The organism is Ochrobactrum sp. WV_118_8 (assembly GCF_039631535.1).
In the GTDB taxonomy this organism is placed as follows: Bacteria; Pseudomonadota; Alphaproteobacteria; order Rhizobiales; family Rhizobiaceae; genus Brucella; species Brucella anthropi.
The window spans coordinates 277,348-299,737 of record NZ_JBDIUZ010000001.1 but is presented as its reverse complement, the minus strand read 5'-3'; the positions used below and the strand labels follow the sequence as shown (position 1 = coordinate 299,737).

Here is a 22,390-nt window from a genome sequence, read left to right as displayed (position 1 = left end):
CGGACATGTTTTCTCTCCTCACACAAAAATTGACCGACCCGCAGTTTCTCATCGGCGCTTTGATCACGGTTGCGGTTTTTGCAACTGTAGTAACGATCCTCATGCCGGTTCTGAGCGGCAGCGCACTCAAATCACGCATGAAATCGGTCGCCACCGAGCGCGAAGCCATTCGCTCACGGGAGCGTGCCCGTCTTGCAGCAGAAAGCGACCGCCGCAACAGCCTGCGGCATCAGCAGAAACAGGGCATCCGCGAATTCGTCGAAAGGCTTGATCTCAAGCGCGCGCTTGCCGACGAAAAGACGATCGCTTCGCTCAGACAAGCAGGCTTCCGGGGACAAAACCCTCTCAACATCTTTCTGTTTCTGCGCTTTGTGCTGCCTTTCGGCGCCATGTTGATTGCCGCCATCTACATTTTCATGCTCGGTGTGCTTGCCGATCAAACCTTCTTCGTTCGTTTGCTCGTCTGCATTTTCGCGGGCTATGCCGGTTTCTATGCGCCGAACCTCTACGTCTCCAACAGGGCAACCAAGCGCAAGCAATCCATCCGTCGCGCATGGCCGGACGCGCTCGACCTGATGCTCATCTGCGTCGAATCGGGCATGTCCACGGAAGCTGCCTTTCGCCGGGTGGCCGATGAAATCGGTATTCAATCCGTCGAGCTTGCCGAAGAACTGATGCTGACCAATGCCGAGCTTTCCTTCCTGCCGGAGCGCCGTCAGGCCTATGAAAACCTCGCCAATCGCACGGGGCTGGATCCGGTGAAGTCCGTAACGCAGGCACTGATTCAAGCCGAGCGTTACGGCACCCCGGTGGCGCAGGCGCTTCGCACGCTTTCTCAGGAAAGCCGCGATTTACGTCTGCTGGACGCTGAAAAGAAGGCTGCGGCCCTGCCGCCAAAGCTGACCGTGCCGATGATCGTTTTCTTCCTGCCGGTACTCTTTATCGTCATCCTCGGCCCGGCCTTCATCCAGATTTCGGCGCAGGGCGGATTGTTTGGCGGCAACTGACAACCGTTCATTCAGACATGACGAAAACTAAGAGAGGCCTCAGCCCTTCGGCTTATCCTTGAGCATGTTCCAGGAGTTCTGCTGGGCCAGCATGGAACGGAGATAATCCGTATTGGCCTTGGCCTGTTGCGGAGAAATCTCGCGCGCGGCAATCGCTTCCGCCTCCTGAAAGCGGCCTTGCAAACCGACTGACAGCGCGAGGTTCTGACGCACGCGGCTGTCGGCGCCCGGAGCGGCAGCGGCCTGCTTGAAATAGGTTTCGGCAGTTCGTGCATCGCCTGCCAGAAGATAGGACATCCCCATATTGGAGATGATCGACGGTTCATTCGGCTGAAGCTGCAGCGCCTTCTGATAAGTCGCGCGCGCTTCTTCCTTCCTGCCCATCTGGTCGAGAATGGCGCCTTCTGCGGAAACCAGTTTCCAGTCGGGATAGGCCGGGTTCTGTGCGCGGCGAACGGCATCAAGTGCGCCTTCAAACTGGCCTGCACCCGCAAGCGCCTTGCCATAAGCCGAAAGAACAGCCTGATCTTTCGGATAGACAATGGCAAGCGCCCGCATGACGGCAAGCGCCTGATCGTTGCGGCCAAGGCGCGCCAGCACATTGGCGTAGTTGAGCGCCGTCTGACGGTCCTTCGGATTGCGCTCGTATTGCGCCCCGAGCCGCCCGGCCATCGCAGCAAGCTGCGCGTCGTTCATGTGATCGAAAGTGGCGACCGTCGCCGCACGGCGGACCGAACCGGTCGTGGTTCGGTCGACGGATGTGCAGCCGGAAAGAACCAATGCTGAAAGAATGCAGGCGAAACCAAGACGTGTTGCGATAACGTCTTTTCGAACGATGTTCAGCATCCCGCCTCTCCTGCTAAAGCGTGTCGCGCATCCAACATGCTTTAGTCTCTGGTTTTCACCCTCAAGCCCAATTCCTGCTAAATCAATAATCTGTTAACCCTAATGATTGGTTAATATAGCGATTGCGGTTTCTGTTTCCGCGCGGCAATAATCACGCTATCTGTTTGTTTTAGCGCGCATCTTATCCGAAAACCGCTTCACACTTTTCGGGAGGAGCGATATCTGTTTGTTTTATGAACTTCCGACAAAATGCCAGCGCTTTTTGCCGGACATCGCTTACTGGTCAGAAAGAGCATCATGTCTGTCGAACTTCTTTCCCGAAAATCCGAACAAAGCCGCCCGATCTGGTTTACGCCGAAAGGCGGACTGGAAACCGCCGGTCTTCCCGCCGATGCAATTGCATGGGCCGGGGCCAACGGGTTTGACGGCGAAGCCGGACGAGTGCTCGTCCTCCCCGGCGCAGGCGGATCGGTGTCGGGTGCACTTTTCGGAACAGGCAGCGAGGAAAAGGGCAGCCAGTCGCAGCTTCTGGCCGGAAAGCTGGCGCGCAACCTTCCGGAAGGAGACTGGCATATCGAAGGCGCGGTCGATGAGGCGGCCCTTGCCGTTCTCGGCTTCCTGATGGGCGCTTATAGTTTCACGCGTTATCGCAGGGCCAATGGCAAGGCGATCCGCCTCGCTCTGCCCGATGGCGTGGACGAAGCGGAAATCCGCCGCATCGCCGTTGCGGTTATGTTGGTGCGCGATCTCATCAACACGCCGACCAACGATATGGGACCAGATGCTCTCGAAAATGCGGCCCGTGAACTGGCGTCCAAGTACAAAGCCGATATTGCCATTACCGAAGGCGATGCGCTTCTGGAGAAGAATTTTCCGATGATCCATGCGGTCGGTCGTGCTGGCGCTATTGCGCCACGCCTGATCGATCTTAGCTGGGGCAAGGCAAGCGACCCGAAAATCACGCTGGTTGGCAAGGGCGTCTGTTTCGATACCGGCGGCCTCGACATCAAACCGGCAAGCGGCATGTTGCTGATGAAGAAGGACATGGGCGGAGCCGCCAATGTGCTGGGCCTCGCCTCCATGATCATGGACGCGCAACTGCCGGTGCGGCTGCGTGTATTGATCCCGGCGGTGGAGAATTCGATTGCCGGTAATGCCTTCCGTCCGGGTGACGTGTTGCAAAGCCGCAAGGGCTTAACCGTCGAAATCGGCAATACCGATGCCGAAGGCCGACTGGTTCTTGCCGACGCGCTTGCGCTTGCCGACGAGGAAGAACCTGCACTCCTGATCGACATGGCAACGCTGACGGGCGCGGCACGTGTCGCGCTCGGTCCCGACCTGCCGCCATTCTACACGCATGATGACGGACTTGCTGCTTCCATCGCGCAAAGCGCGGATTCCACAGCAGACCCGCTATGGCGCATGCCGCTCTGGAAGCCCTATGCGCAGAAACTGTCCTCACGGATCGCCGACATCAACAATGTCACCACCGACGGCTTTGCCGGATCGGTCACGGCTGCGCTCTTCCTCAGCAAATTTGTCGAAAAAGCTCAAGCATGGGCGCATTTCGACATTTTCGGTTGGGTGCCGGTCGAAAAACCCGCTTCCCCGGTCGGCGGCGAAGCGCAAGCCATTCGCGCTCTTTACCAACTTTTGAAGGAGCGTTACCCGGCGCGCTGAATCCACTTGCCTGCAACGCCGAAAACGGATTGAATAAAACGGTTCCGAAACAATCCCCATTTGGGTGGAACCGGATGCCAATTGAGCTGAAGCCGTTGCAGGCGCTGACATTGCTGAGAACCCTGTCGCTGGAACAGGTACGTGATGAGATGCCCGATCTCACCACGCGACAGGCAGCCATTCTCCTGACCATCTATCTGGAGCCCCCGCCGCATACCGTGCGGGGACTTGCAGCAAAACTGAATGTCACCAAGCCGGTGATTACCCGCGCGCTCGACACGATGGGCGCGCTTGAACTCGTCTCCCGGCATCGTGATGAAAAAGACCGGCGAAATGTGCTAGTAAAGAGGACGGTCGCCGGTGCACTTTATGTTGAAAGACTGGGCGATCTGGTGATCGCCAAAGCCAGGGAGTTACCACTTTGACCATGCTCGACCGCCGCCTCAACGCTTATCGCCCCGACCTCGCCGACGAACGGCTGACCGGTCAGGTGGAAGCGGCGCGTTTTACCGCCGGAGCACCAATGCAGGTTTCCGCATCCGTTGTCGATCTGCGCGCCGAACCGCGTATGGATAGCGGTCCGCAGACACAGATGATTTTCGGCGATCCCGTTCGTGTCTTCGAGGAAATGGACGGCTGGTCGTGGGTCCAGGCAGAACGCGACGGCTATACGGGTTATGTCTCCTCTGCCGCGCTGGAGCAGACTGCTGGCGCCGAAACACATCTGGTCATTGTGCCGCGTACTTTCGTCTATCCCGGCTCTGATCTGCGTTTCCCGCACACCAAGGCACTGTCGCTCGGCTCTCGCGTGCGCATCGTCGGCGCAGCCGAAACACGCGGTACGAAATATGCACTGCTGGAAAGCGGCGAGGCGCTGATCGCAAGCCACCTTGCGCCAGTCGGTGAACATGCAGCCGACTATGTGGCGGTCGCCGAAACCCTTCTTCATACGCCTTATCTGTGGGGCGGCACATCGGGCTTCGGCATCGACTGCTCCGGCCTTGTGCAATTGTGCATGTGGGTGACAGGCCGCAAGGTTCTGCGTGATTCCGACATGCAGCAGGATACGCTCGGCGAAATCATCGAACCCGATGCGACCTATTCGAATTTGAAGCGCGGCGATCTGGTTTTCTGGAAGGGCCATGTCGCCATCTGTGCCTCGCCTGACATGCTGATCCATGCGAGCGGTCATACGATGACCGTCACGCTGGAACCGCTGCAGGACGCCATCAAGCGCATTGCCTATCTCTACGATCTGCCGACGCTTATCCGCAGACCCTGAAAATGAGATCGGGGATCCATGAAGGGAAAGACCACATTGACGATAGCCGCTTTGCTGATCGGCTTTGTTTTGTCTTTTCCATCCCCCGTTTCACCTGAGAGAATTGCACGCATGACCATTCCCGCGTCGCCTGCCGCCTTTGCCGAAGTCAACGGCATAGAAATGTATTACCGGATCGTCGGCGAAGGCTCGCCAATCCTGCTTATTCCTGGCGGCCTGTCCGACCAGCATGTATGGGATGCACAGCTTCCGATCCTTGCGCGCGACCACACCGTAATCGTTGCCGACAGTCGCGGACAGGGACGCTCCACCCGCACCGATGATCCGATCACCTATGGACTGATGGCCGACGACTATGTGGCGCTGCTCGACTTTCTCCACATCGACAAGGTCGATCTAGTCGGCTGGAGCGATGGCGGCATTATCGGCCTCGACATCGCCATGCGCTATCCCGAACGGCTGACAAGCCTGTTTGCGCAGGCGGCAAACGTCACGCCTGACGGTAATACCGGTTATGCCGAGGCCCGCGCCGAAGGAAAACCGATACCGGAACTGCGCCACTATGAGAGCATCGACAAGGAAATCCACGCGCTGTGGGCGAACGAGCCGAACTTTACGGACGAGGACTTGTCCGGCATCAGCGTGCGCACGGCGATTGTGATCGGAGACCGCGACACGGCCATCACACGCGAACATACGGAGTTCATCGCCAGCCAGATACCGGGTGCTGAATTGATCATTCTGCCCGATGCCGGGCACGGCGTCCCGGTCGAAAATCCGCGTCTCTATGCGCATACGGTGCTTCGTTTCATTGACGGCAAAAACGCCGAAGAAACGAAGACCGCGAGCCGGAAAAATTAAACCCGATTCGGCAATACGCGATCGGGCGGGCGGTGCCCGTCGACAAAAGCCTTGATATTGATGATGACTTTGTCGCCCATATCGATGCGGCCTTCCATGGTGGCCGATCCCATATGCGGCAGCAGGACGACCTTGCCCTTTTCGGCAAGCGCCAGCAGCCGCGGATTGACCGCCGGCTCGTTCTCGAAAACATCCAGCCCCGCCCCGGCAAGCTTGCCTTGTTCGATCAGCTCGATCAGGGCATTTTCGTCAATGATCTGGCCGCGTGCTGTGTTGACCATATAGGCAGTCGGTTGCATCAGCGCGATGCGGCGTGCGGACAGCAGATGGAATGTGGCAGGCGTCGAAGGGCAGTTGACCGAGATGATATCCATCCGGGCCAGCATCTGGTCGAGGCTATCCCAATAGGTCGCTTCCAGTTCTTCCTCGACTTCGGGATTGACGCGCTTGCGGTTGTGATAGTGAATGGAAAGCCCGAAAGCCTTGGCGCGGCGGGCGACAGCCGTGCCGATGCGTCCCATGCCGACGATCCCGAGGCGCTTGCCCCAGATGCGCCGTCCGAGCATCCAGGTCGGAGACCAGCCTGGCCATTGTCCGTGGCGCTCGCCCAGCACATTGGCACCTTCCACCAAACGTCTAGGCACGGAAAGCAAAAGTGCCAGGGTCATATCCGCCGTGTCTTCGGTCAGGACATTCGGCGTATTGGTGACGGTAATTCCACGCTTTGCGGCGGCCGCGACGTCGATATTATCCACGCCATTGCCGAAATTTGCGATGAGCTTGAGATTGGGCCCCGCCTGTTCGATCGCAGCTGCATCGATGACATCTGTGATGCAAGGCACCAGAACGTCCGCTTCCTTCATCGCAGCGATGATTTCCGGCTGATTCATGCGGTGGTCGTCTATATTCAGACGCGCATCAAACAGTTCCCGCATTCGGGTTTCCACTGGGTCCGGCAATTTTCGCGTAAGAACGACCAGCGGTTTCTTCTTGTTCGACATCTCCACCCCATCGTTGAGCAAAGCCCCCGGAACAGCCCGTATTGTAACCAACTGGCAGGGCACGCTCCAAGAAATTTCCTGCACATTTCCAGCGGAAAACCGACTCCCACTTTTCCCGAAAATGCGTTAACCGAAGCTTCATGTTGAGACCTCCTTAACCAAGGCGGTGCAATATGGGATATTGCTTCGGCTGAACATCTCTATCAAGGCGAAGCGGCAAAGACAAAGAAAAACCGGAAACTTCAGGTGTCTCTTGGAAAATCCACATCGATTTTCTGAAAAGATACATTTAAAATCAAACAATTAGGTCGCTTTCGATCTGTTTCATACAGACGGATGTGCGATCTGAAAACAGGACGGCAACGTCGCCTCGCAGCCCCCTTAAACTGCTGAAGCTACTACCGTGCTGTCGTGACAGGACGGCGAGAGGTCGCAGTTTGTACAGAGTACTTTCGCAACGCTTTTGGATAGCCATGCTTGGCTTTCTGGCATTTTTTCTCATTCTGGCGCCGCTTGGTGCTTCACACAGGCATGCCGCACGGGCCGCAGAGCCCGCGGGCACGACTGTCGGCGCAAGCGGACTTCCCGTGCCACGTTTCGTCAGCCTTAAACCCGCACGCGTCAATCTGCGCATCGGACCGGGGCGCGACTATGCGGTTTCATGGCTTTTCATGAAGGCGGGACTGCCGGTCGAGATCATCCAGGAATATGACAACTGGCGTCGTATCCGCGATGCGGACGGCACGGAAGGCTGGGTCTACCAGTCGCTGCTTTCCGGAAAGCGAACTGCCATCACAGCCCCCTGGCTCAAGAACAATCAGGGTTCGATGATCAATATGCGCCGCGATGCCGCCGACACATCGGGACTTGCTGCCGAAATCGAACCGGGTGTAGTCGGCACCGTGCGTGAGTGCACCGGTCAATGGTGTCGGGTGGACATGGGCGGCGTACGCGGCTGGATCAAGCAATCGGACCTGTGGGGTGTTTATCCGGGCGAAGTCTTCGACTGACTTCGGTCTCACGGAGTGGGATAAGAGAACCGGGCAAGCTTGACTTCGCCAGACACGAACCGATACTGCGATCAGAGCGTCGATCTCATTCAATCAGATCGAAGTGCGCTCTGAATTGAGTTTCAAAGGAGTTTTATGCGCAGACGTTCATCGCGACCGTTTTAACGGATTTGAACCTGCCCGTACGGCGGAACTCTTGTGCATACTCAAAACTCTGGAAGACCATGAAAAATCATGACGTGATAATCCGCGCCTATCAGGCATCGGACAAGCCATCCCTGTCGTCCATCTGGTATCGCGCCTCCTTGGAGGCCCATTCCTTTCTCGGAGGAGATCGGCTTCAAGACCAGCGCAAACTCATCGAAGACGTCTATCTCGAGAAGGCAGAAACATGGGTTGCCACGATCAATGACAGGCCCATTGGCTTTATCGGCCTGCTCGATAGTTTTATCGGCGGGCTGTTTGTCGATCCTGACGTTCAAGGCTGCGGAACAGGGCGAATTCTGATCCGCCATGCATTGGCATTGAAAGGCGAGCTATCGCTTGAAGTTTATGCCGACAATGAGCGGGCATGTCGTTTCTACAGCCGTCTCGGCTTCAAGATAACCAGTCAGCGATCGGAAGACGATGAAGGCCTTCCCTTTCGCAACATCCTGATGGAACTGAAAGGCTGATAAGCGAGCGGGGCGAAAAATCGCCCCGCCTCCACCTCGGAATATCACCAGGCAGGCGCCACCGATCCCTTGAACGTTGTGGCGATGAATTCCTTCATTTCATCGCTGTGGTAGGATGAGATCAGGGTTTTCACCCAGTCGGCATCCTTATCGGCGGTGCGAACGACGAGAATATTGACGTAAGGCGCTTTCTCGCCTTCCCGCACCAGCGGATCGGTTGCCGGGTTCAAGCCAGCTTCCATGGCATAGTTGGTGTTGATGACGGCCGCATCGACGTCTTCCATCGAACGCGGAAGCTGTGCCGCATCGAGTTCAACGAATTTGAGGTTCTTCGGGTTTTCAACGATATCGAGGGCACTGACCTTCAGCCCCTTGGCCGGGTCGATTTTGATGATGCCGTTTTCAGCAAGAACCAGCAAAGCGCGACCACCATTGGTCGGATCATTGGGGATCGCAATTGTCGCGCCGTCGGCCAACTCCGAAATATTCTTCAGCTTCTTTGAATACAGCCCCATCGGAAAGTTGACCGTCTCGGCAACGCTCACAATGTCGAAGCCGCGATCGGCAACCTGATTGTCGAGATAGGGCTTATGCTGGAAGGAGTTGGCTTCCAGTGCGCCATCCGCAAGCGCCATGTTCGGGATGACATAATCCGAGAATTCCTGAATATCGATTTCAAGACCGTTCTTCTCGGCGACTTCCTTCACCTTTTCCATGATCTGGGCGTGCGGCCCCGGCGTCACTCCGATCCGGATGGTCTTTGCAAAGGCGCTGCCAGCGGTGAACACGGCGAGAATGGTCGCGGCGACAAGTAGCTTACGCATGATATCTCCTTCGAATGTGCTCCGGCCAGGCTTGGGAGGCGATTCAGCCGGGGGTGCAGAACTTTATCCCTTTTCAGCCCCATACGGTCCAATAGGCAACAAAAAAGCGGCCATGGCCGCTTTCTTTTCATGTCCAACTAAAAGGAGCGCTCGTTACTGGCTCTTGCGGCGCAGGCGAACGATAATATCCACGTTCACGATTTCCATGCCATGCGGCGCATCCGGCATGTTGGCAACCGTAGGCTGGCCTCTTTCGCCGTGTGGAATATCGAACACGACATTTTCCCCTTCGAGGAAGAAATGCTGGTGATCCGAGATATTCGTATCGAAATAGGTCTTCGAGCCTTCAACCGCGATGATACGCAGCATACCGGCTTCCGTGAACTGGTGCAGCGTGTTGTAGACCGTCGCCAGAGACACCGGCACGTCGGCCATCACGGCCTCTTCGTGCAGGTCTTCTGCAGACAGATGGCGATCGCCCTGGGCGAAGATCAGGCTCGCAAGCGCAACGCGCTGCCGCGTCGGACGCAGGCCCGCGCGGCGGAGCTGCTCTTCCATCGAGACCGTCGAGTGGGTATGTGAAGACTGCATATTCACCGTTGGTTCCGTCACAAGCTTGTTGCAAAATCATCAATCGTCAAACGGGCTGTTGCCCATTGCATACTGACATTGATATATGCCGTTGCGAAATAAGTATCAATAGGCTTGGGAATTGGCCGGTTTTTCGGATAAACCCCCAAATAACTCAATGCATGATTTTACTGCCGGAAACAGTCTGTGGTAGGGATGTTCCGGTGAAACCTACAACCGGGCCGGATTGCCGGTCGATACAGAATGAACCTCAAGGGAGGCGTAATGGCAGAACAGAAATCAAGCTATGGGTATGAAGAACTCCTGGCCTGCGCACGCGGCGAGATGTTCGGCCCCGGCAATGCTCAGCTTCCCCTGCCTCCGATGCTGATGGTCCATCGCATCACCGATATTTCCGAAACCGGTGGTGAGTTCGACAAGGGCTATATCCGCGCCGAGTATGATGTGCGCCCCGATGACTGGTATTTCCCGTGTCATTTCATGGGCAATCCGATCATGCCGGGCTGCCTCGGTCTTGATGGCATGTGGCAGCTGACCGGTTTCTTCCTCGGCTGGCTCGGCGAGCCGGGTCGCGGCATGGCTCTCTCCACCGGTGAAGTGAAGTTCAAGGGCATGGTGCGTCCGCATACCAAGCTTCTCGAATATGGCATCGATTTCAAGCGCGTCATGCGTGGCCGCCTTGTGCTCGGCACGGCTGACGGCTGGCTGAAAGCCGATGGCGAAACCATCTACCGGGCGTCTGACCTGCGCGTCGGCCTGTCGAAGGACAGCGAGGGCCAGTAAGGCACCTCAATCACCATCATCCACGAGCGCGACTGCAAAAAAGTGAACAGTTTTCATGCGGCCGCGCTCAAAACATGCGAAGATCGCACCTATGTAACCGCGAACAGGCGGCAGTCCGCATGACGGACACGTCGCTCACGGATCAGGTGTAAAGGAGAACGCGATGCGGCGTGTGGTCGTAACGGGTATGGGGATCGTATCCTCGATTGGTAACAACACCGAAGAGGTCACTGCTTCGCTGCGTGAAGCAAAGTCCGGCATCTCCCGCGCTGAGGAATATGCCGAGCTCGGCTTCCGTTGTCAGGTGCACGGCGCTCCGAATATCGACGTCGAAGCACTGGTCGATCGTCGCGCGATGCGCTTCCATGGCCGTGGCACGGCCTGGAACCATATTGCGATGGATCAGGCCATTGCGGATGCGGGGCTTTCCGAAGAGGAGGTCTCCAACGACCGCACCGGCATCATCATGGGTTCCGGCGGTCCATCGACCCGCACCATCGTCGATTCTGCCGACATCACCCGCGAAAAAGGCCCAAAGCGCGTCGGCCCGTTTGCCGTGCCAAAAGCCATGAGCTCGACGGCTTCCGCGACGCTTGCGACCTTCTTCAAGATCAAGGGCATCAACTATTCGATTTCTTCGGCCTGCGCGACTTCCAACCATTGCATCGGCAATGCGTTCGAAATGATCCAGTATGGCAAGCAGGACCGCATGTTCGCAGGCGGCTGCGAAGACCTCGACTGGACGCTTTCGGTCCTGTTCGACGCCATGGGCGCCATGTCGAGCAAGTATAACGACACGCCATCCACTGCATCGCGTGCCTATGACAAGAACCGCGACGGCTTCGTCATTGCTGGCGGTGCTGGCGTGCTGGTGCTGGAAGACCTCGAAACCGCACTGGCCCGCGGCGCCAAGATTTACGGCGAAATCGTCGGCTATGGCGCGACGTCCGACGGTTACGACATGGTCGCCCCGTCCGGCGAAGGCGCGATCCGCTGCATGAAGATGGCCCTTTCGACCGTCAAGGGCAAAATCGACTATATCAATCCACACGCCACCTCGACGCCAGCTGGCGACGCCCCGGAAATCGATGCGATCCGTCAGGTCTTCGGCTCAGGCGACGCCTGCCCACCGATTGCTGCGACCAAGTCGCTGACCGGCCACTCGCTCGGTGCAACCGGTGTGCAGGAAGCGATCTACTCGCTTCTGATGATGCACAACAATTTCATTTGCGAAAGCGCACATATCGAAGAACTGGACCCTGCCTTCGCGGACATGCCTATCGTTCGCAAGCGCATTGACAACGCTCAGCTCAATACCGTGCTCTCCAACTCCTTCGGATTTGGTGGCACCAATGCGACGCTGGTTTTCCAGCGCTATCAGGGCTGAGGGAGAGGGAAAATATGGAAGGTTTGATGAAAGGCAAACGCGGCCTCATCATGGGGGTCGCGAATAATCACTCACTCGCTTGGGGAATTTCAAAGCAACTCGCAGCACAGGGCGCCGAACTGGCCTTCACCTATCAAGGTGATGCACTCGGCAAGCGCGTAAAGCCGCTGGCCGAACAGGTCGGCTCTGATTTCGTACTGCCTTGCGATGTTGAAGATATCGAGTCGGTCGATGCGGTCTTTGCCGAAGTCGAAAAGAAGTGGGGCAAGCTCGATTTCATCGTTCACGCCATCGGCTTCTCCGACAAGACCGAACTGAAGGGTCGCTACGCAGACGTCACCACGCGCGAAAATTTCAGCCGCACAATGGTGATTTCCGCCTACTCCTTCACGGAAATGGCACAGCGCGCTGAAAAACTCATGAAGGACGGCGGCTCGATCCTGACGCTGACCTATGGCGGTTCCACGCGCACCATCCCGAACTATAACGTCATGGGCGTTGCCAAGGCCGCGCTTGAAGCCATGGTGCGTTATCTTGCTGCCGATTACGGCCCGCAGGGCATCCGCGTCAACGCCATTTCGGCCGGTCCGGTGCGCACGCTTGCCGGTGCCGGTATTGGCGACGCCCGCGCAATCTTCAGCTATCAGCGCCGTAACTCGCCGCTGCGCCGTACCGTCGACATCGATGATGTCGGCAAATCGGCGGTCTATCTGCTGTCTGATCTCTCGAGCGGTGTCACCGGTGAAGTCCATTATGTGGATTCCGGCTACAACATCGTCTCCATGCCGACGCTTGAAGAGCTGAAAAGCTCTGACGCGGAGCGCGGTGAATAAGCCAAGCCATCTTGTAAAAAGGCCGCCTTCTGGGCGGCCTTTTTATTTATTTCTTCGCATCGAAGATTTTGAAACCGTTCGCCTCTTCGAGAAGAGTCACATTCTTGAACAGTCCTTTGAGCGTCGTCTCATAAGGCAATTGCCGGTTTGCGACCATAAGCAGACGCCCGCCCGGCTTCAGGCGTGACGCGGCAGCGGCAATGAACGCCTGACCAAGCGAAACATCCGTCACCCGCCCCTCATGGAACGGTGGGTTCATAATCACGGTGTCGTAGATGCCTGCCATCTTTTCACTCGTCACATCGAACCAGTTGAAGCTGATCGGCACTGATGCACCAAGCCGCTCCAGATTGCCGCGCGCCGCATCCAGCGCCTCATAATCGGCTTCATAGAGATCGATAGACTTGATGCGATCCGCAAACTTCAAGCATTGCGCCGCAAGATAGCCCCAACCGGCGCCAAGATCGGCGACGTTACCGAAAACAATCTTTTCCATATGCGGCACGAGCAGCGCCGAACCCTTATCGATAACACCGTGCGAGAACATGCCGGGTTCTGTGCGGAACACATCGTCAATATCGGTCGCAAGCGGCTTCAGAGCCGCGATGAATTCATCGGTGAGGTCGGCTGGTCGCCTGAGCCAGAACGCCACGGCATGGTTCTTCGACATGCGGTCGCTGATCTCGGCGATATTGCTGGCCCATTTTCGAAAACTGTCAATGCCGAGCTTCTTGTCGCCTGACACGGCAATCCATCCACCCGGCTCAACACGCGCCAGAAGCTCCGCAAACCACGCCTCATTGCGCCCGCGATGTTTTCCGAGCAGCAGTAGCCCGCCGGAAAAACGCTTCTCCTCGCCCAATCTGGGAACTGTCCTGAAGCCCTCCTTTTCCAGCACCAGCCAATCGGGGCGCCAGGGCTGCAGGAAGGTCAGCGCCTGTTTCCATTCGTCCTCAAGACGCCGATCCGCAGAAAGACCACACGCAAGAAAGGATTGCCCCTCTTCGGGCATATCCAGAATGTCCTGATCGAAGGGGAGAAAGAGAGTTTGTTGTGCCGGTGTAATCATGGCTCATCCATGGTCTTGAATTGATTCCCATGCAACAAAAAAGCGCGCCACAAGAGCGCGCTTTCGATTGATTTACAGTAGCAGAAACGCTTATTCAGCGTCGGCTTCTGCCTTCTTTTCAGCAACAACTTCCTTGCCGGTTTCCTGATCGACAACCTTCATCGACAGGCGAACCTTGCCACGTTCGTCAAAGCCCATGAGCTTGACCCAGACCTTCTGACCTTCCTTGACCACATCAGTGGTCTTGGCAACGCGGTCGGAAGCCAGCTGCGAAATGTGAACCAGACCGTCACGTGGACCAAAGAAGTTTACGAAAGCGCCAAAGTCAGCGGTCTTGACGACCGTACCTTCGTAGATTTCGCCAACTTCCGGTTCGGCAACAATCGAGTGAATCCACTTCTTGGCGGCTTCGATTTCCTTACCGTTCGACGAAGCGATCTTGACCGTACCGTCGTCTTCGATGTTGATCTTGGCGCCGGTCTTTTCCACGATTTCGCGGATAACCTTGCCGCCCGAACCGATAACGTCACGGATCTTGTCGGTCGGAATGTTCATCACTTCGATGCGCGGAGCGAATTCGCCGAGTTCGTCACGCGACGTGGACAGAGCCTTCGCCATTTCGCCGAGAATGTGGACGCGACCGCCCTTGGCCTGCTCCAGAGCGACCTTCATGATCTCTTCGGTGATACCGTCGATCTTGATGTCCATCTGAAGTGCGGTGATGCCGTTGTCAGTACCGGCTACCTTGAAGTCCATGTCGCCGAGGTGATCTTCGTCGCCGAGGATGTCGGACAGGACAGCATAACGGTCGCCTTCCTTGATCAGGCCCATGGCGATACCGGCAACCGGACGTGCGAGCGGAACGCCTGCGTCCATCAGAGCCAGCGAGGTGCCGCAAACAGTCGCCATCGAGGACGAACCGTTGGATTCGGTGATCTCGGAAACCGAACGGATCGTGTAAGGGAACTGGTCGGCAGCAGGCAGCATCGGGTGGATGGCGCGCCATGCGAGCTTGCCATGACCAACTTCACGACGGCCTGGCGAACCCATACGACCGGTTTCACCGACCGAGTATGGCGGGAAGTTGTAATGCAGCATGAAGGATTCTTTGTAGGTGCCGGTCAGGGCATCGATCATCTGCTCGTCTTCGCCGGTGCCGAGCGTGGCAACAACGATGGCCTGCGTTTCGCCACGGGTGAACAGCGCCGAACCGTGGGTGCGCGGCAGAAGGCCAACTTCCGAAACGATTGCACGAACGGTCTTCAGATCGCGGCCGTCAATGCGGCTGCCGGTGTCCAGAATGTTCCGGCGAACAATCTTGGCCTGCAGATGCTTGAAAATGGTCGCGAACTGCTCAGGCGACATTTCCGGCTCTTCAACGCCTTCCGGGAAGAAGTGAGCCTTCGCCTTGGCTTTTGCAGCGTCAACAGCAACGTAACGGGCCTGCTTTTCGGTGATCTTGTAAGCGTCGCGCAGGTCGTTTTCGATAACGGCGAGCACCTTGGCTTCGAGATCCGACAGATCTTCCGGCTGGAAATCACGTGGTTCCTTGGCAGCAACTTCAGCGAGCTTGATGATCGCGTCGATTACCGGCTGGAAGCCCTTCTGGCCGAAAACAACGGCGCCGAGCATAACCTCTTCGGAAAGTTCCTGCGCTTCCGATTCGACCATCAGCACTGCGTCGGCAGTACCGGCAACAACCAGATCGAGCTTCGATTCCGGCATTTCGTCGATATTCGGGTTCAGGACGTATTCGCCGTTGATGTAGCCAACGCGCGCGCCGCCGATCGGACCCATGAAAGGAACGCCGGAAATGGTCAGTGCTGCGGAAGCTGCAACCATCGACAGAACGTCGGGGTTGTTTTCGAGGTCGTGCTGAACAACAGTCAGAACAACCTGCGTGTCATTCTTGTAGCCATCAACGAAGAGCGGGCGGATCGGACGGTCGATCAGACGCGAAACGAGGGTTTCGTTTTCGCTCGGACGGCCTTCACGCTTGAAGTAACCACCAGGGATCTTGCCAGCGGCATAGGTCTTTTCCTGATAGTTGACAGTGAGCGGGAAGAAATCCTGGCCCGGCTTCGGCTCCTTGGCAGAAACGACAGTCGCCAAGACAACGGTTTCGCCATAGGTTGCGAGAACTGCACCGTCAGCCTGACGTGCGATCTTGCCGGTTTCGAGCGTAAGCGGACGACCGCCCCATTCGATTTCTACTTTATGGGTATTGAACATATCTTGTCCTCATGTGGTGATGCCGCGCAAAAGCGCCTGAAGGCATCGCCTCGGTTGGCGGACGGGCCACGGGCAAGACAACGGGAAGTTCGTTATGTGTCAGAACATTCGCTCCCGAATATCCTCTGACACGAACTGCCTGCAATCCTGCCCCATGACTGGTCCAGGTCATGAGCCTTTTGGCTCTTCATCGGCATGACGGAATGCACCCGGTGCGTCGTTTCATGCCAGCGGGCATTCGCCCGATAGAGCGGATGCGCTCACATATGTTCGCGCTTCCGCTCTATCTGTTTGGTTTTACGCATGTCTTCGTCCCAAAACCGGTTCCCACTTTTGGGAGACATGCTCAAGTGTCGCATTTTATCTGTAAGCGGCTATCCGCACGACAAAATGCCGAATAAATCAAATGGGCGACGTTTTGAGACGTCGCCCGATTTTACCGTTAGCGGCGCAGGCCGAGACGGCCGATCAGCGCCTGGTAACGTGCCTGGTCGATGCCCTTGACGTAGTCAAGAAGGCGACGACGCTGCGAAACCAGCTTCAGGAGGCCGCGACGCGAATGATTGTCATTCTTGTGGCCCTTGAAGTGTTCGGTGAGGTTGGCGATACGCTCGGAAAGAACGGCAACCTGTACTTCAGGAGAACCGGTGTCGCCTTCCTTGGTGGCGTATTCCTTGATAAGTGCTTGCTTGCGCTCAGCAGTAATCGACATCGTAACACCCTTTCTAGATGAGAGGAAAACCAGACGCCCGGGCCGGGATGTCGTCCAGCGCGGGCCATTTACACGATCTGACATGCTTTTACGCATGATCGATGAAGGGGCATATAGTGCAAAATTGGCGGGAACGCCAGTCTCAATTCAATTTGCCGCCTTATCGCGATCTTCTGACGAAACGTCAGCCCGTTGTGAAAACGCGCTTCGGTTTGAACTGTCCATGCTCGATGTAACCGATGGCGAGCAGTTTTCCGCGTGTCGTGACACAGGCTTCGTCTGCTTCCAGAGGCGCATCGCGTCCGCGCAGGATCACCGGATTGCCAAGACGCACGCGTTGCGCCTGATCGTCGGTAAGCGGCACCTGCGGCAGACAATCGAGAGCAGCTCCCGTATCGATGACCAATGCATCAATCGCCGAAAAGTCGCGACGCGGAGCGGGTTCGACGACATTGCCATCCTCATCCTTGGGCGGAAGCGGCGGCCAAGCCTGTTCAAGTTCTGCCAGTGTTACAGCGTCTTCTTCCGTGAACGGCGCAACTTCGATGCGGCGCAGCTCTGAAATGTGTCCGTAGCAACCGAGATCCCGGCCCATATCGCGTGCGAGAGAGCGCACATAGGTGCCCTTGGAGCATTCGACCTCGAACTCGGTGCGATCAGCATCCGGAATACCAACGATCTCCAGACGGTCAATCTCGACTTCACGGGAAGGTATCTCGACCGTCTCGCCTTCGCGGGCAAGATCGTAAGCGCGCTCGCCATCGATCTTGATGGCGGAAAACTGCGGTGGAACCTGCGAAATGACACCGGTGTAGTTCGGCAGCAATGCCTCGACATCGGCGCGCGACGGGCGATTATCCGAGGTCTTGGTGGCAACACCTTCCAGATCGTCCGTTGAGCGTTCCTCGCCCCAGCTTACCGTGAAACGGTAGATCTTGGTTCCATCCATGACATAAGGCACGGTTTTGGTGGCCTCACCCAGCGCTATGGGCAACATGCCGGAAGCAAGCGGATCAAGCGTACCGGCATGACCGGCTTTTTCGGCGTTGAACAGCCACTTGATCTTCGAGACCGCCTCGGTCGATCCCATCCCTTTCGGCTTATCGAAAATAACCCAGCCGGATATCGGACGACCTTTTTTCTTGCCCCGTCTTGCCATGCTTTATTCGTCTCCATTGCGGGAAGCCTTGTCTGCCTCCCGGTCTTCTTCATCGTCATGCCCAAGATCGCGGGCGACTTCCGGCGAGCGGAGCAGTGCATCGATCTTGGAAAAATTGTCAAAGCTCGTATCGGCCCGGAAGCGGAATTCCGGCATGTATTTCATCTGGCTGAGGCTTGGCGCCATGCGACCACGAATGAACTTTGCGTTTGCAGCCAGCGCCTTGATAACCGCTTGCGTGTCGGCGTTACCAAGCGGGGTGATGAAACAGGTCGCAATCTTGAGATCGGGCGACATCCGCACTTCCGAGACGGAAATCACGGTGTGGGCGATAAGATCGTCGCGAATTTCACCGCGTTGAAGCACCTGCGCCAATGCGTGGCGCACCTGCTCGCCCACGCGAAGCTGGCGCTGGGAAAGGCCGCCTGAGCCTTTTGGATCTGGAGAACGTGCCATGGCTATATCCTCGATAAACAGCCGCCAATCGGCATCCAGCCGCGAAGGACTGTCCGACAACATGACTACAAATTGGCAGGCGTAATAATACGCAACTTACCACAATCCAGCTGGGAGTCAGACCCTCTGGACCGGATAATGAAAAGCCGGGCCACCTCTCGGCAGCCCGGCGGGATAGTACTTAAAGCGTGCGCGAAACGTGTTCGACGCGGAAGGCTTCGATAACGTCGCCTGCGCGAATGTCGTCGTAGTTCTCGAACGCCATACCGCATTCCTGACCGGCCGGAACTTCCGACACTTCGTCCTTGAAGCGCTTGAGCGTCTTGAGCTTGCCTTCGTGAATAACCACGTTGTCGCGGATGAGGCGGACGCCTGCACCACGCTCGACCTTGCCTTCGGTGACACGGCAACCGGCAACCTTGCCGACCTTGGTGATGTTGAAGACTTCGAGAATCTCGGCATTGCCGAGGAAGGTTTCGCGGCGTTCCGGCGACAGGAGACCCGACATCGCTGCCTTAACGTCATCGATCAAATCATAGATGATGTTGTAGTAGCGGATTTCGATGCCCTGCTGATCAGCTGCGTCACGTGCCTGCTTGTTGGCGCGGACGTTGAAGCCGATGATCGCAGCGTTGGAGGCTTCAGCCAGCGACACGTCGCTTTCCGTGATACCACCGGCGCCCGAATGCACGATACGTGCACGCACTTCGTCGGTGCCGAGCTTGTCCAGTGCATTGGTGATGGCTTCGATAGAACCCTGCACGTCGCCCTTGATGACGAGTGGGAATTCCTTCGTGCCCGACACCTGGAGCTGGTTCATCATCTGCTCGAGCGAACCACGCGCACCGGACTGGCGGGCTACAGCCTTGTCGCGTGCCAGACGCTGACGGTACTCGGCAATTTCGCGCGCCTTGGCTTCGTTGGCAACCACGGCAAAGCGGTCACCGGCCTGCGGCGTGCCCTGAAGGCCAAGGACTTCCACCGGCATCGCAGGACCGGCTTCCTTCACATGCTCGCCACGGTCGTTGACCAGTGCGCGCACGCGGCCCCATTCGCTACCGGCGACGAGGATGTCACCCGGATGCAGCGTACCCGTCTGAACCAGAACGGTTGCAACCGAACCACGGCCACGATCGAGCTGGGCTTCGACGACAACACCTTCAGCCGTACGCGACGGATCAGCCTTGAGATCAAGAATTTCAGCCTGCAACAGAATTGCTTCAAGCAGTTTGTCGAGGTTGAGCTTGTTCTTGGCCGACACTTCGACGTCGAGAACTTCACCGCCCATCGATTCCACAAAGACGTCATGCTGCAACAGAGCAGTACGAACCTTCTGCGGATCGGCAGCCGGCTTGTCGATCTTGTTGATCGCCACGATGATCGGAACACCTGCCGCCTTGGCATGATTGATCGATTCAATCGTCTGAGGCATCACGCTGTCATCGGCAGCCACCACGAGGATGGCAATGTCGGTCGCCTGCGCACCACGGGCACGCATTGCAGTAAAGGCAGCGTGGCCCGGCGTATCGATGAAGGTGATCTTCTGGCCATTCTGCTCGACCTGATAAGCACCGATATGCTGGGTGATGCCACCGGCTTCGCCCGAAACAACATTGGCGTGACGGATCGCATCAAGCAGCGAGGTCTTGCCGTGATCAACGTGCCCCATAATGGTCACGACCGGAGGACGGGAAACCAGCGCAGCCTCGTTGTCGGCAACACCGAAGATGCCTTCTTCAACGTCCGATTCCGCAACGCGCTTGACGGTATGGCCGAATTCTTCAGCAATGAGTTGCGCCATATCGGCATCGATCACGTCGCCCGGCTTCATCATCTGGCCCTGCTTCATCAGGTACTTGATGATATCGACCGAACGTTCGGTCATGCGCTGTGCAAGTTCCTGAAGCGTAATGGTTTCAGGAATGGTCACTTCACGCGAAATCTTTTCGCGTGTTTCCTGCATCTGCGAACGCTTGAACTTTTCCTGACGACGACGCATCGCCGAAAGCGAACGCGAACGACCTTCATCCTCAAGATTGCTGGAGATGGTCAGCTTGCCACGACGGCGATCATCTTCGGTCTTGACCACTTTTGGCGCGCGAACTTCCGGCTTGGCCGGAGCACCGCGACGGGCAGCAGTCAGGCCACCGCCACGACGGTCGTCATCGTCAGATGCGGCAGTCTTGCGAAGCTGGCTCTGCGGAAGCGGCTTGCCCGGGATTGGGGCAGCGTCGGCAAGGCTTGGCGCAGCCGGGCGCGGACCACCCTGCTGCGGACGGCCACCTTGCGGCGGACGATTGCCCTGAGGACGACCGGCCTGCTGCGGGCGATTGCCCTGCGGTGCCGGGCGCGCATCGTCGCGACGCTCGGTACGGGCTTCCGGCTGCGGCATACGCTTGGCAGCCTCTTCCTCGGCCTTGCGGCGGGCATCGGCCTCGGCCTTGAGGCGAGCTTCCTCTTCCGCCTGACGACGGGCAGATTCTTCACGCTCCTTGGCGCGGCGGGCATCTTCCTCGGCGCGACGCTTGGCTTCCTCGACAGCGCGTGCGCGTTCCTCAACTTCACGGACCTGTGCTTCTTCGAGCGCACGGCGACGCGCATCCATTTCGGAGCGCGACAGCGTGTTCAACACCATGCCGGAGCGGTCGGACGGGCGCGGACGCTGTGCCTGCTGGCCGCCGGGACGCTGCTGTGCCGGGCGCTGCTGTGCGACATGCGGCTTCGTTACCGGAGCAGCAGGGGCTGCTGGCTTCGGTGCCGGGGCGGCTGGTGCTGGCGCACGCACTACCGGCGCGGCTTGTGCAGGCTGCGCGGCTTGTGCCGGTGCAGGAGTAGATGCCGCAGGCGCGGGAGCAGCAGGTGCCGGAGCTGCTGGCTTCGGCGCCGCTGCCTCGACTTCCGGCTTCTCGTCAGGCCGCGAGAATTTGCGCTTTTTCGTTTCAACGACGACAGCCTTCGTGCGGCCGTGGCTGAAATTCTGGCGCACGGTGCTCTGCTCGACGCCCGGCCGCTTCATGGTCAGCGTCTTCTTCGTATTAACGCTCAGCGTCTTGTCGTCGTTCGTTTTATCGCTCATTACGTTTCCGTTTCCTTCGCGGCTCCGGCCGCTCTACTCGAGCTTTATCCAACGTGACCGGGTCATGTTGGATAAAACTCCAGTCATCCGCCTCAACGCGCAATCCGATCCGGGGTCTGCCAGGCCCCTCCAAAATTGCGCTCTAATCCGGGTCCGATGCGCTTTCACCGCGATAGCGATGCAACATAAGCGCCCGCTTTACGAACCCGGCCGCCGCCTTTCCTTCAAGTACGGCTGCATGTATCACATTTCCGCCCCCAAATGCCAAATCCATTTCTTCCCCCGTAAAAAGAGTGAAAGAAGGGATTTCCGGACCATCCAGATGCACCACGGCACGACGAGCCTGATCGAGCTTGCGTACGCCGTCGGCGGCGGCTTCCTTTGCGTGCAACACCATGGCGGCTGTCCCGGTGCGGATCGCCTGATCCACCTTGGTCGAGCCAGATACCACAGCCCCGGCCTTGCGAGCCAGCGCGAGGCTGCCAAGGGCAGATTTCGTCAGCAACTGGTCCACCAGCGCGCCAAGATCCGCCTGCGGCGTTACACCTTCCTTCAGCGCCCGCGCAAAAAGCTTGCGCTTGACTGCTTCATCCACCAGACGGCGCTCGGCCTTGACCCAGCACCCCCTGCCCGGCAGAGTTCTTTTCAAGTCCGGCACCACGGAACCGTCGGGACCGGCCACGAAACGGATCAGATCATCGGCAGAACCGCTTTCGCGCGTGACGATACAGGTTCTGTCATTCATATCCTGCTCCACGCGAACTCCAGTCTTGCCATATTGCGGTCTGCCCGCACGTCGGACGTAACGCGGGCGCTGTACCAGAGCATAAGCCCCACCACAACCCGGAACATGTCCGAAACCTGAACTGGCCAATCAATTCGAATGAATGACGACCATTTTTCAGGG

The 22,390-nt window shown here is 57.7% G+C and carries 21 protein-coding genes; 10 read left to right on the top strand and 11 right to left on the bottom strand.

Going from position 1 to position 22,390, the window contains the following annotated elements:
- The first annotated feature begins 5 nt into the window (after positions 1-5).
- On the top strand, positions 6-1,007 hold the full coding sequence (locus ABDF71_RS01455) for a type II secretion system F family protein (protein ID WP_010657795.1): 1,002 nt from the start codon (positions 6-8) through the stop codon (positions 1,005-1,007).
- 39 nt (positions 1,008-1,046) lie between these two features.
- Here the strand turns inward: ABDF71_RS01455 and ABDF71_RS01450 are convergent, their stop codons facing one another.
- Positions 1,047-1,853 carry a tetratricopeptide repeat protein gene (locus ABDF71_RS01450; RefSeq protein WP_010657794.1) on the bottom strand — a complete coding sequence of 269 codons (807 nt, stop codon included), beginning with the start codon at positions 1,851-1,853 and terminating at the stop codon, positions 1,047-1,049.
- Positions 1,854-2,150: 297 nt separating this feature from the next.
- Here ABDF71_RS01450 and ABDF71_RS01445 point away from each other — a divergent pair, with 297 nt between their 5' ends.
- The 4 genes from ABDF71_RS01445 (at position 2,151) to ABDF71_RS01430 (ending at position 5,676) form a co-directional block, all read left to right on the top strand.
- Positions 2,151-3,533, top strand: a complete 1,383-nt coding sequence (locus ABDF71_RS01445) for a leucyl aminopeptidase family protein (protein WP_151662881.1) — start codon at positions 2,151-2,153, stop codon at positions 3,531-3,533.
- Between the two features lie 74 nt (positions 3,534-3,607).
- Complete coding sequence (locus ABDF71_RS01440; RefSeq protein ID WP_010657792.1) at positions 3,608-3,958, top strand: MarR family transcriptional regulator; 351 nt, start codon at positions 3,608-3,610, stop codon at positions 3,956-3,958.
- Positions 3,959-3,960: 2 nt separating this feature from the next.
- Entirely contained in the window at positions 3,961-4,815 is an 855-nt protein-coding gene (locus ABDF71_RS01435; protein ID WP_181152400.1) for a C40 family peptidase, read from the top strand.
- Between the two features lie 18 nt (positions 4,816-4,833).
- The gene (locus ABDF71_RS01430; RefSeq protein ID WP_012090981.1) at positions 4,834-5,676 is read left to right on the top strand and encodes an alpha/beta fold hydrolase; all 843 of its coding nucleotides are present in this window, start codon (positions 4,834-4,836) and stop codon (positions 5,674-5,676) included.
- Here the strand turns inward: ABDF71_RS01430 and ABDF71_RS01425 are convergent.
- Entirely contained in the window at positions 5,673-6,677 is a 1,005-nt protein-coding gene (locus ABDF71_RS01425; RefSeq protein WP_010657789.1) for a 2-hydroxyacid dehydrogenase, read from the bottom strand. The genes ABDF71_RS01430 and ABDF71_RS01425 overlap by 4 nt on opposite strands.
- A 437-nt stretch (positions 6,678-7,114) precedes the next feature.
- Between ABDF71_RS01425 and ABDF71_RS01420 the strand changes: the two genes are divergently transcribed.
- Both ABDF71_RS01420 and ABDF71_RS01415 read left to right on the top strand, forming a co-directional pair.
- A complete protein-coding gene (locus ABDF71_RS01420; protein ID WP_029375824.1) occupies positions 7,115-7,687 on the top strand; it encodes an SH3 domain-containing protein in 573 nt (190 codons plus the stop codon).
- 224 nt (positions 7,688-7,911) lie between these two features.
- Positions 7,912-8,361: a GNAT family N-acetyltransferase gene (locus tag ABDF71_RS01415; protein ID WP_151614862.1), complete on the top strand. Its 450-nt coding sequence runs from the start codon at positions 7,912-7,914 to the stop codon at positions 8,359-8,361.
- Positions 8,362-8,405: 44 nt separating this feature from the next.
- On the opposite strand, the gene ABDF71_RS01410 is transcribed toward ABDF71_RS01415, so the two are convergent.
- Both ABDF71_RS01410 and irrA read right to left on the bottom strand, forming a co-directional pair.
- Positions 8,406-9,185, bottom strand: a complete 780-nt coding sequence (locus tag ABDF71_RS01410; protein WP_151614861.1) for a MetQ/NlpA family ABC transporter substrate-binding protein — start codon at positions 9,183-9,185, stop codon at positions 8,406-8,408.
- Between the two features lie 153 nt (positions 9,186-9,338).
- Entirely contained in the window at positions 9,339-9,776 is a 438-nt protein-coding gene (gene irrA / locus ABDF71_RS01405; RefSeq protein ID WP_012090985.1) for an iron response transcriptional regulator IrrA, read from the bottom strand.
- Between the two features lie 264 nt (positions 9,777-10,040).
- Between irrA and fabA the strand changes: the two genes are divergently transcribed.
- The 3 genes from fabA (at position 10,041) to fabI (ending at position 12,779) form a co-directional block, all read left to right on the top strand.
- Positions 10,041-10,559, top strand: a complete 519-nt coding sequence (gene fabA / locus ABDF71_RS01400; RefSeq protein ID WP_010657784.1) for a 3-hydroxyacyl-[acyl-carrier-protein] dehydratase FabA — start codon at positions 10,041-10,043, stop codon at positions 10,557-10,559.
- 163 nt (positions 10,560-10,722) lie between these two features.
- Complete coding sequence (fabB, locus tag ABDF71_RS01395) at positions 10,723-11,946, top strand: beta-ketoacyl-ACP synthase I (protein ID WP_012090986.1); 1,224 nt, start codon at positions 10,723-10,725, stop codon at positions 11,944-11,946.
- Between the two features lie 14 nt (positions 11,947-11,960).
- Positions 11,961-12,779: an enoyl-ACP reductase FabI gene (gene fabI, locus ABDF71_RS01390; protein ID WP_010657782.1), complete on the top strand. Its 819-nt coding sequence runs from the start codon at positions 11,961-11,963 to the stop codon at positions 12,777-12,779.
- 46 nt (positions 12,780-12,825) lie between these two features.
- Here the strand turns inward: fabI and ABDF71_RS01385 are convergent, their stop codons facing one another.
- The 7 genes from ABDF71_RS01385 to ABDF71_RS01355 form a co-directional block, all read right to left on the bottom strand.
- Complete coding sequence (locus ABDF71_RS01385; RefSeq protein WP_151614860.1) at positions 12,826-13,848, bottom strand: class I SAM-dependent methyltransferase; 1,023 nt, start codon at positions 13,846-13,848, stop codon at positions 12,826-12,828.
- Between the two features lie 90 nt (positions 13,849-13,938).
- Positions 13,939-16,080, bottom strand: coding sequence for a polyribonucleotide nucleotidyltransferase (gene pnp, locus ABDF71_RS01380; RefSeq protein WP_151662876.1), 2,142 nt, complete (start codon positions 16,078-16,080; stop codon positions 13,939-13,941).
- Between the two features lie 442 nt (positions 16,081-16,522).
- Positions 16,523-16,792: a 30S ribosomal protein S15 gene (gene rpsO / locus ABDF71_RS01375; RefSeq protein ID WP_010657779.1), complete on the bottom strand. Its 270-nt coding sequence runs from the start codon at positions 16,790-16,792 to the stop codon at positions 16,523-16,525.
- Between the two features lie 184 nt (positions 16,793-16,976).
- Positions 16,977-17,951 carry a tRNA pseudouridine(55) synthase TruB gene (gene truB / locus ABDF71_RS01370; protein ID WP_010657778.1) on the bottom strand — a complete coding sequence of 325 codons (975 nt, stop codon included), beginning with the start codon at positions 17,949-17,951 and terminating at the stop codon, positions 16,977-16,979.
- A 3-nt stretch (positions 17,952-17,954) separates the two neighbouring features.
- Positions 17,955-18,407 (bottom strand): 30S ribosome-binding factor RbfA, encoded by a 453-nt coding sequence (gene rbfA / locus ABDF71_RS01365; protein WP_010657777.1) that lies wholly within the window; start codon positions 18,405-18,407, stop codon positions 17,955-17,957.
- 181 nt (positions 18,408-18,588) lie between these two features.
- On the bottom strand, positions 18,589-21,483 hold the full coding sequence (infB, locus tag ABDF71_RS01360; protein ID WP_151614857.1) for a translation initiation factor IF-2: 2,895 nt from the start codon (positions 21,481-21,483) through the stop codon (positions 18,589-18,591).
- 142 nt (positions 21,484-21,625) lie between these two features.
- Entirely contained in the window at positions 21,626-22,240 is a 615-nt protein-coding gene (locus ABDF71_RS01355) for an RNA-binding protein (protein WP_226622371.1), read from the bottom strand.
- Between the last annotated feature and the right edge of the window lie 150 nt (positions 22,241-22,390).

Coding starts and splice junctions, on each gene's coding strand:
- fabI (WP_010657782.1), top strand. CDS start 11,961: ATGGAAGGTTTGATGAAAGGCAAACGCGGCCTCATCATGGGGGTCGCG.
- rbfA (WP_010657777.1), bottom strand. CDS start 18,407: ATGGCACGTTCTCCAGATCCAAAAGGCTCAGGCGGCCTTTCCCAGCGC.
- infB (WP_151614857.1), bottom strand. CDS start 21,483: ATGAGCGATAAAACGAACGACGACAAGACGCTGAGCGTTAATACGAAG.
- ABDF71_RS01455 (WP_010657795.1), top strand. CDS start 6: ATGTTTTCTCTCCTCACACAAAAATTGACCGACCCGCAGTTTCTCATC.
- ABDF71_RS01450 (WP_010657794.1), bottom strand. CDS start 1,853: ATGCTGAACATCGTTCGAAAAGACGTTATCGCAACACGTCTTGGTTTC.
- rpsO (WP_010657779.1), bottom strand. CDS start 16,792: ATGTCGATTACTGCTGAGCGCAAGCAAGCACTTATCAAGGAATACGCC.
- truB (WP_010657778.1), bottom strand. CDS start 17,951: ATGGCAAGACGGGGCAAGAAAAAAGGTCGTCCGATATCCGGCTGGGTT.
- ABDF71_RS01430 (WP_012090981.1), top strand. CDS start 4,834: ATGAAGGGAAAGACCACATTGACGATAGCCGCTTTGCTGATCGGCTTT.
- irrA (WP_012090985.1), bottom strand. CDS start 9,776: ATGCAGTCTTCACATACCCACTCGACGGTCTCGATGGAAGAGCAGCTC.
- ABDF71_RS01435 (WP_181152400.1), top strand. CDS start 3,961: ATGCTCGACCGCCGCCTCAACGCTTATCGCCCCGACCTCGCCGACGAA.
- ABDF71_RS01425 (WP_010657789.1), bottom strand. CDS start 6,677: ATGTCGAACAAGAAGAAACCGCTGGTCGTTCTTACGCGAAAATTGCCG.
- fabB (WP_012090986.1), top strand. CDS start 10,723: ATGCGGCGTGTGGTCGTAACGGGTATGGGGATCGTATCCTCGATTGGT.
- fabA (WP_010657784.1), top strand. CDS start 10,041: ATGGCAGAACAGAAATCAAGCTATGGGTATGAAGAACTCCTGGCCTGC.
- ABDF71_RS01440 (WP_010657792.1), top strand. CDS start 3,608: ATGCCAATTGAGCTGAAGCCGTTGCAGGCGCTGACATTGCTGAGAACC.
- ABDF71_RS01445 (WP_151662881.1), top strand. CDS start 2,151: ATGTCTGTCGAACTTCTTTCCCGAAAATCCGAACAAAGCCGCCCGATC.
- pnp (WP_151662876.1), bottom strand. CDS start 16,080: ATGTTCAATACCCATAAAGTAGAAATCGAATGGGGCGGTCGTCCGCTT.
- ABDF71_RS01410 (WP_151614861.1), bottom strand. CDS start 9,185: ATGCGTAAGCTACTTGTCGCCGCGACCATTCTCGCCGTGTTCACCGCT.
- ABDF71_RS01385 (WP_151614860.1), bottom strand. CDS start 13,848: ATGATTACACCGGCACAACAAACTCTCTTTCTCCCCTTCGATCAGGAC.
- ABDF71_RS01415 (WP_151614862.1), top strand. CDS start 7,912: ATGAAAAATCATGACGTGATAATCCGCGCCTATCAGGCATCGGACAAG.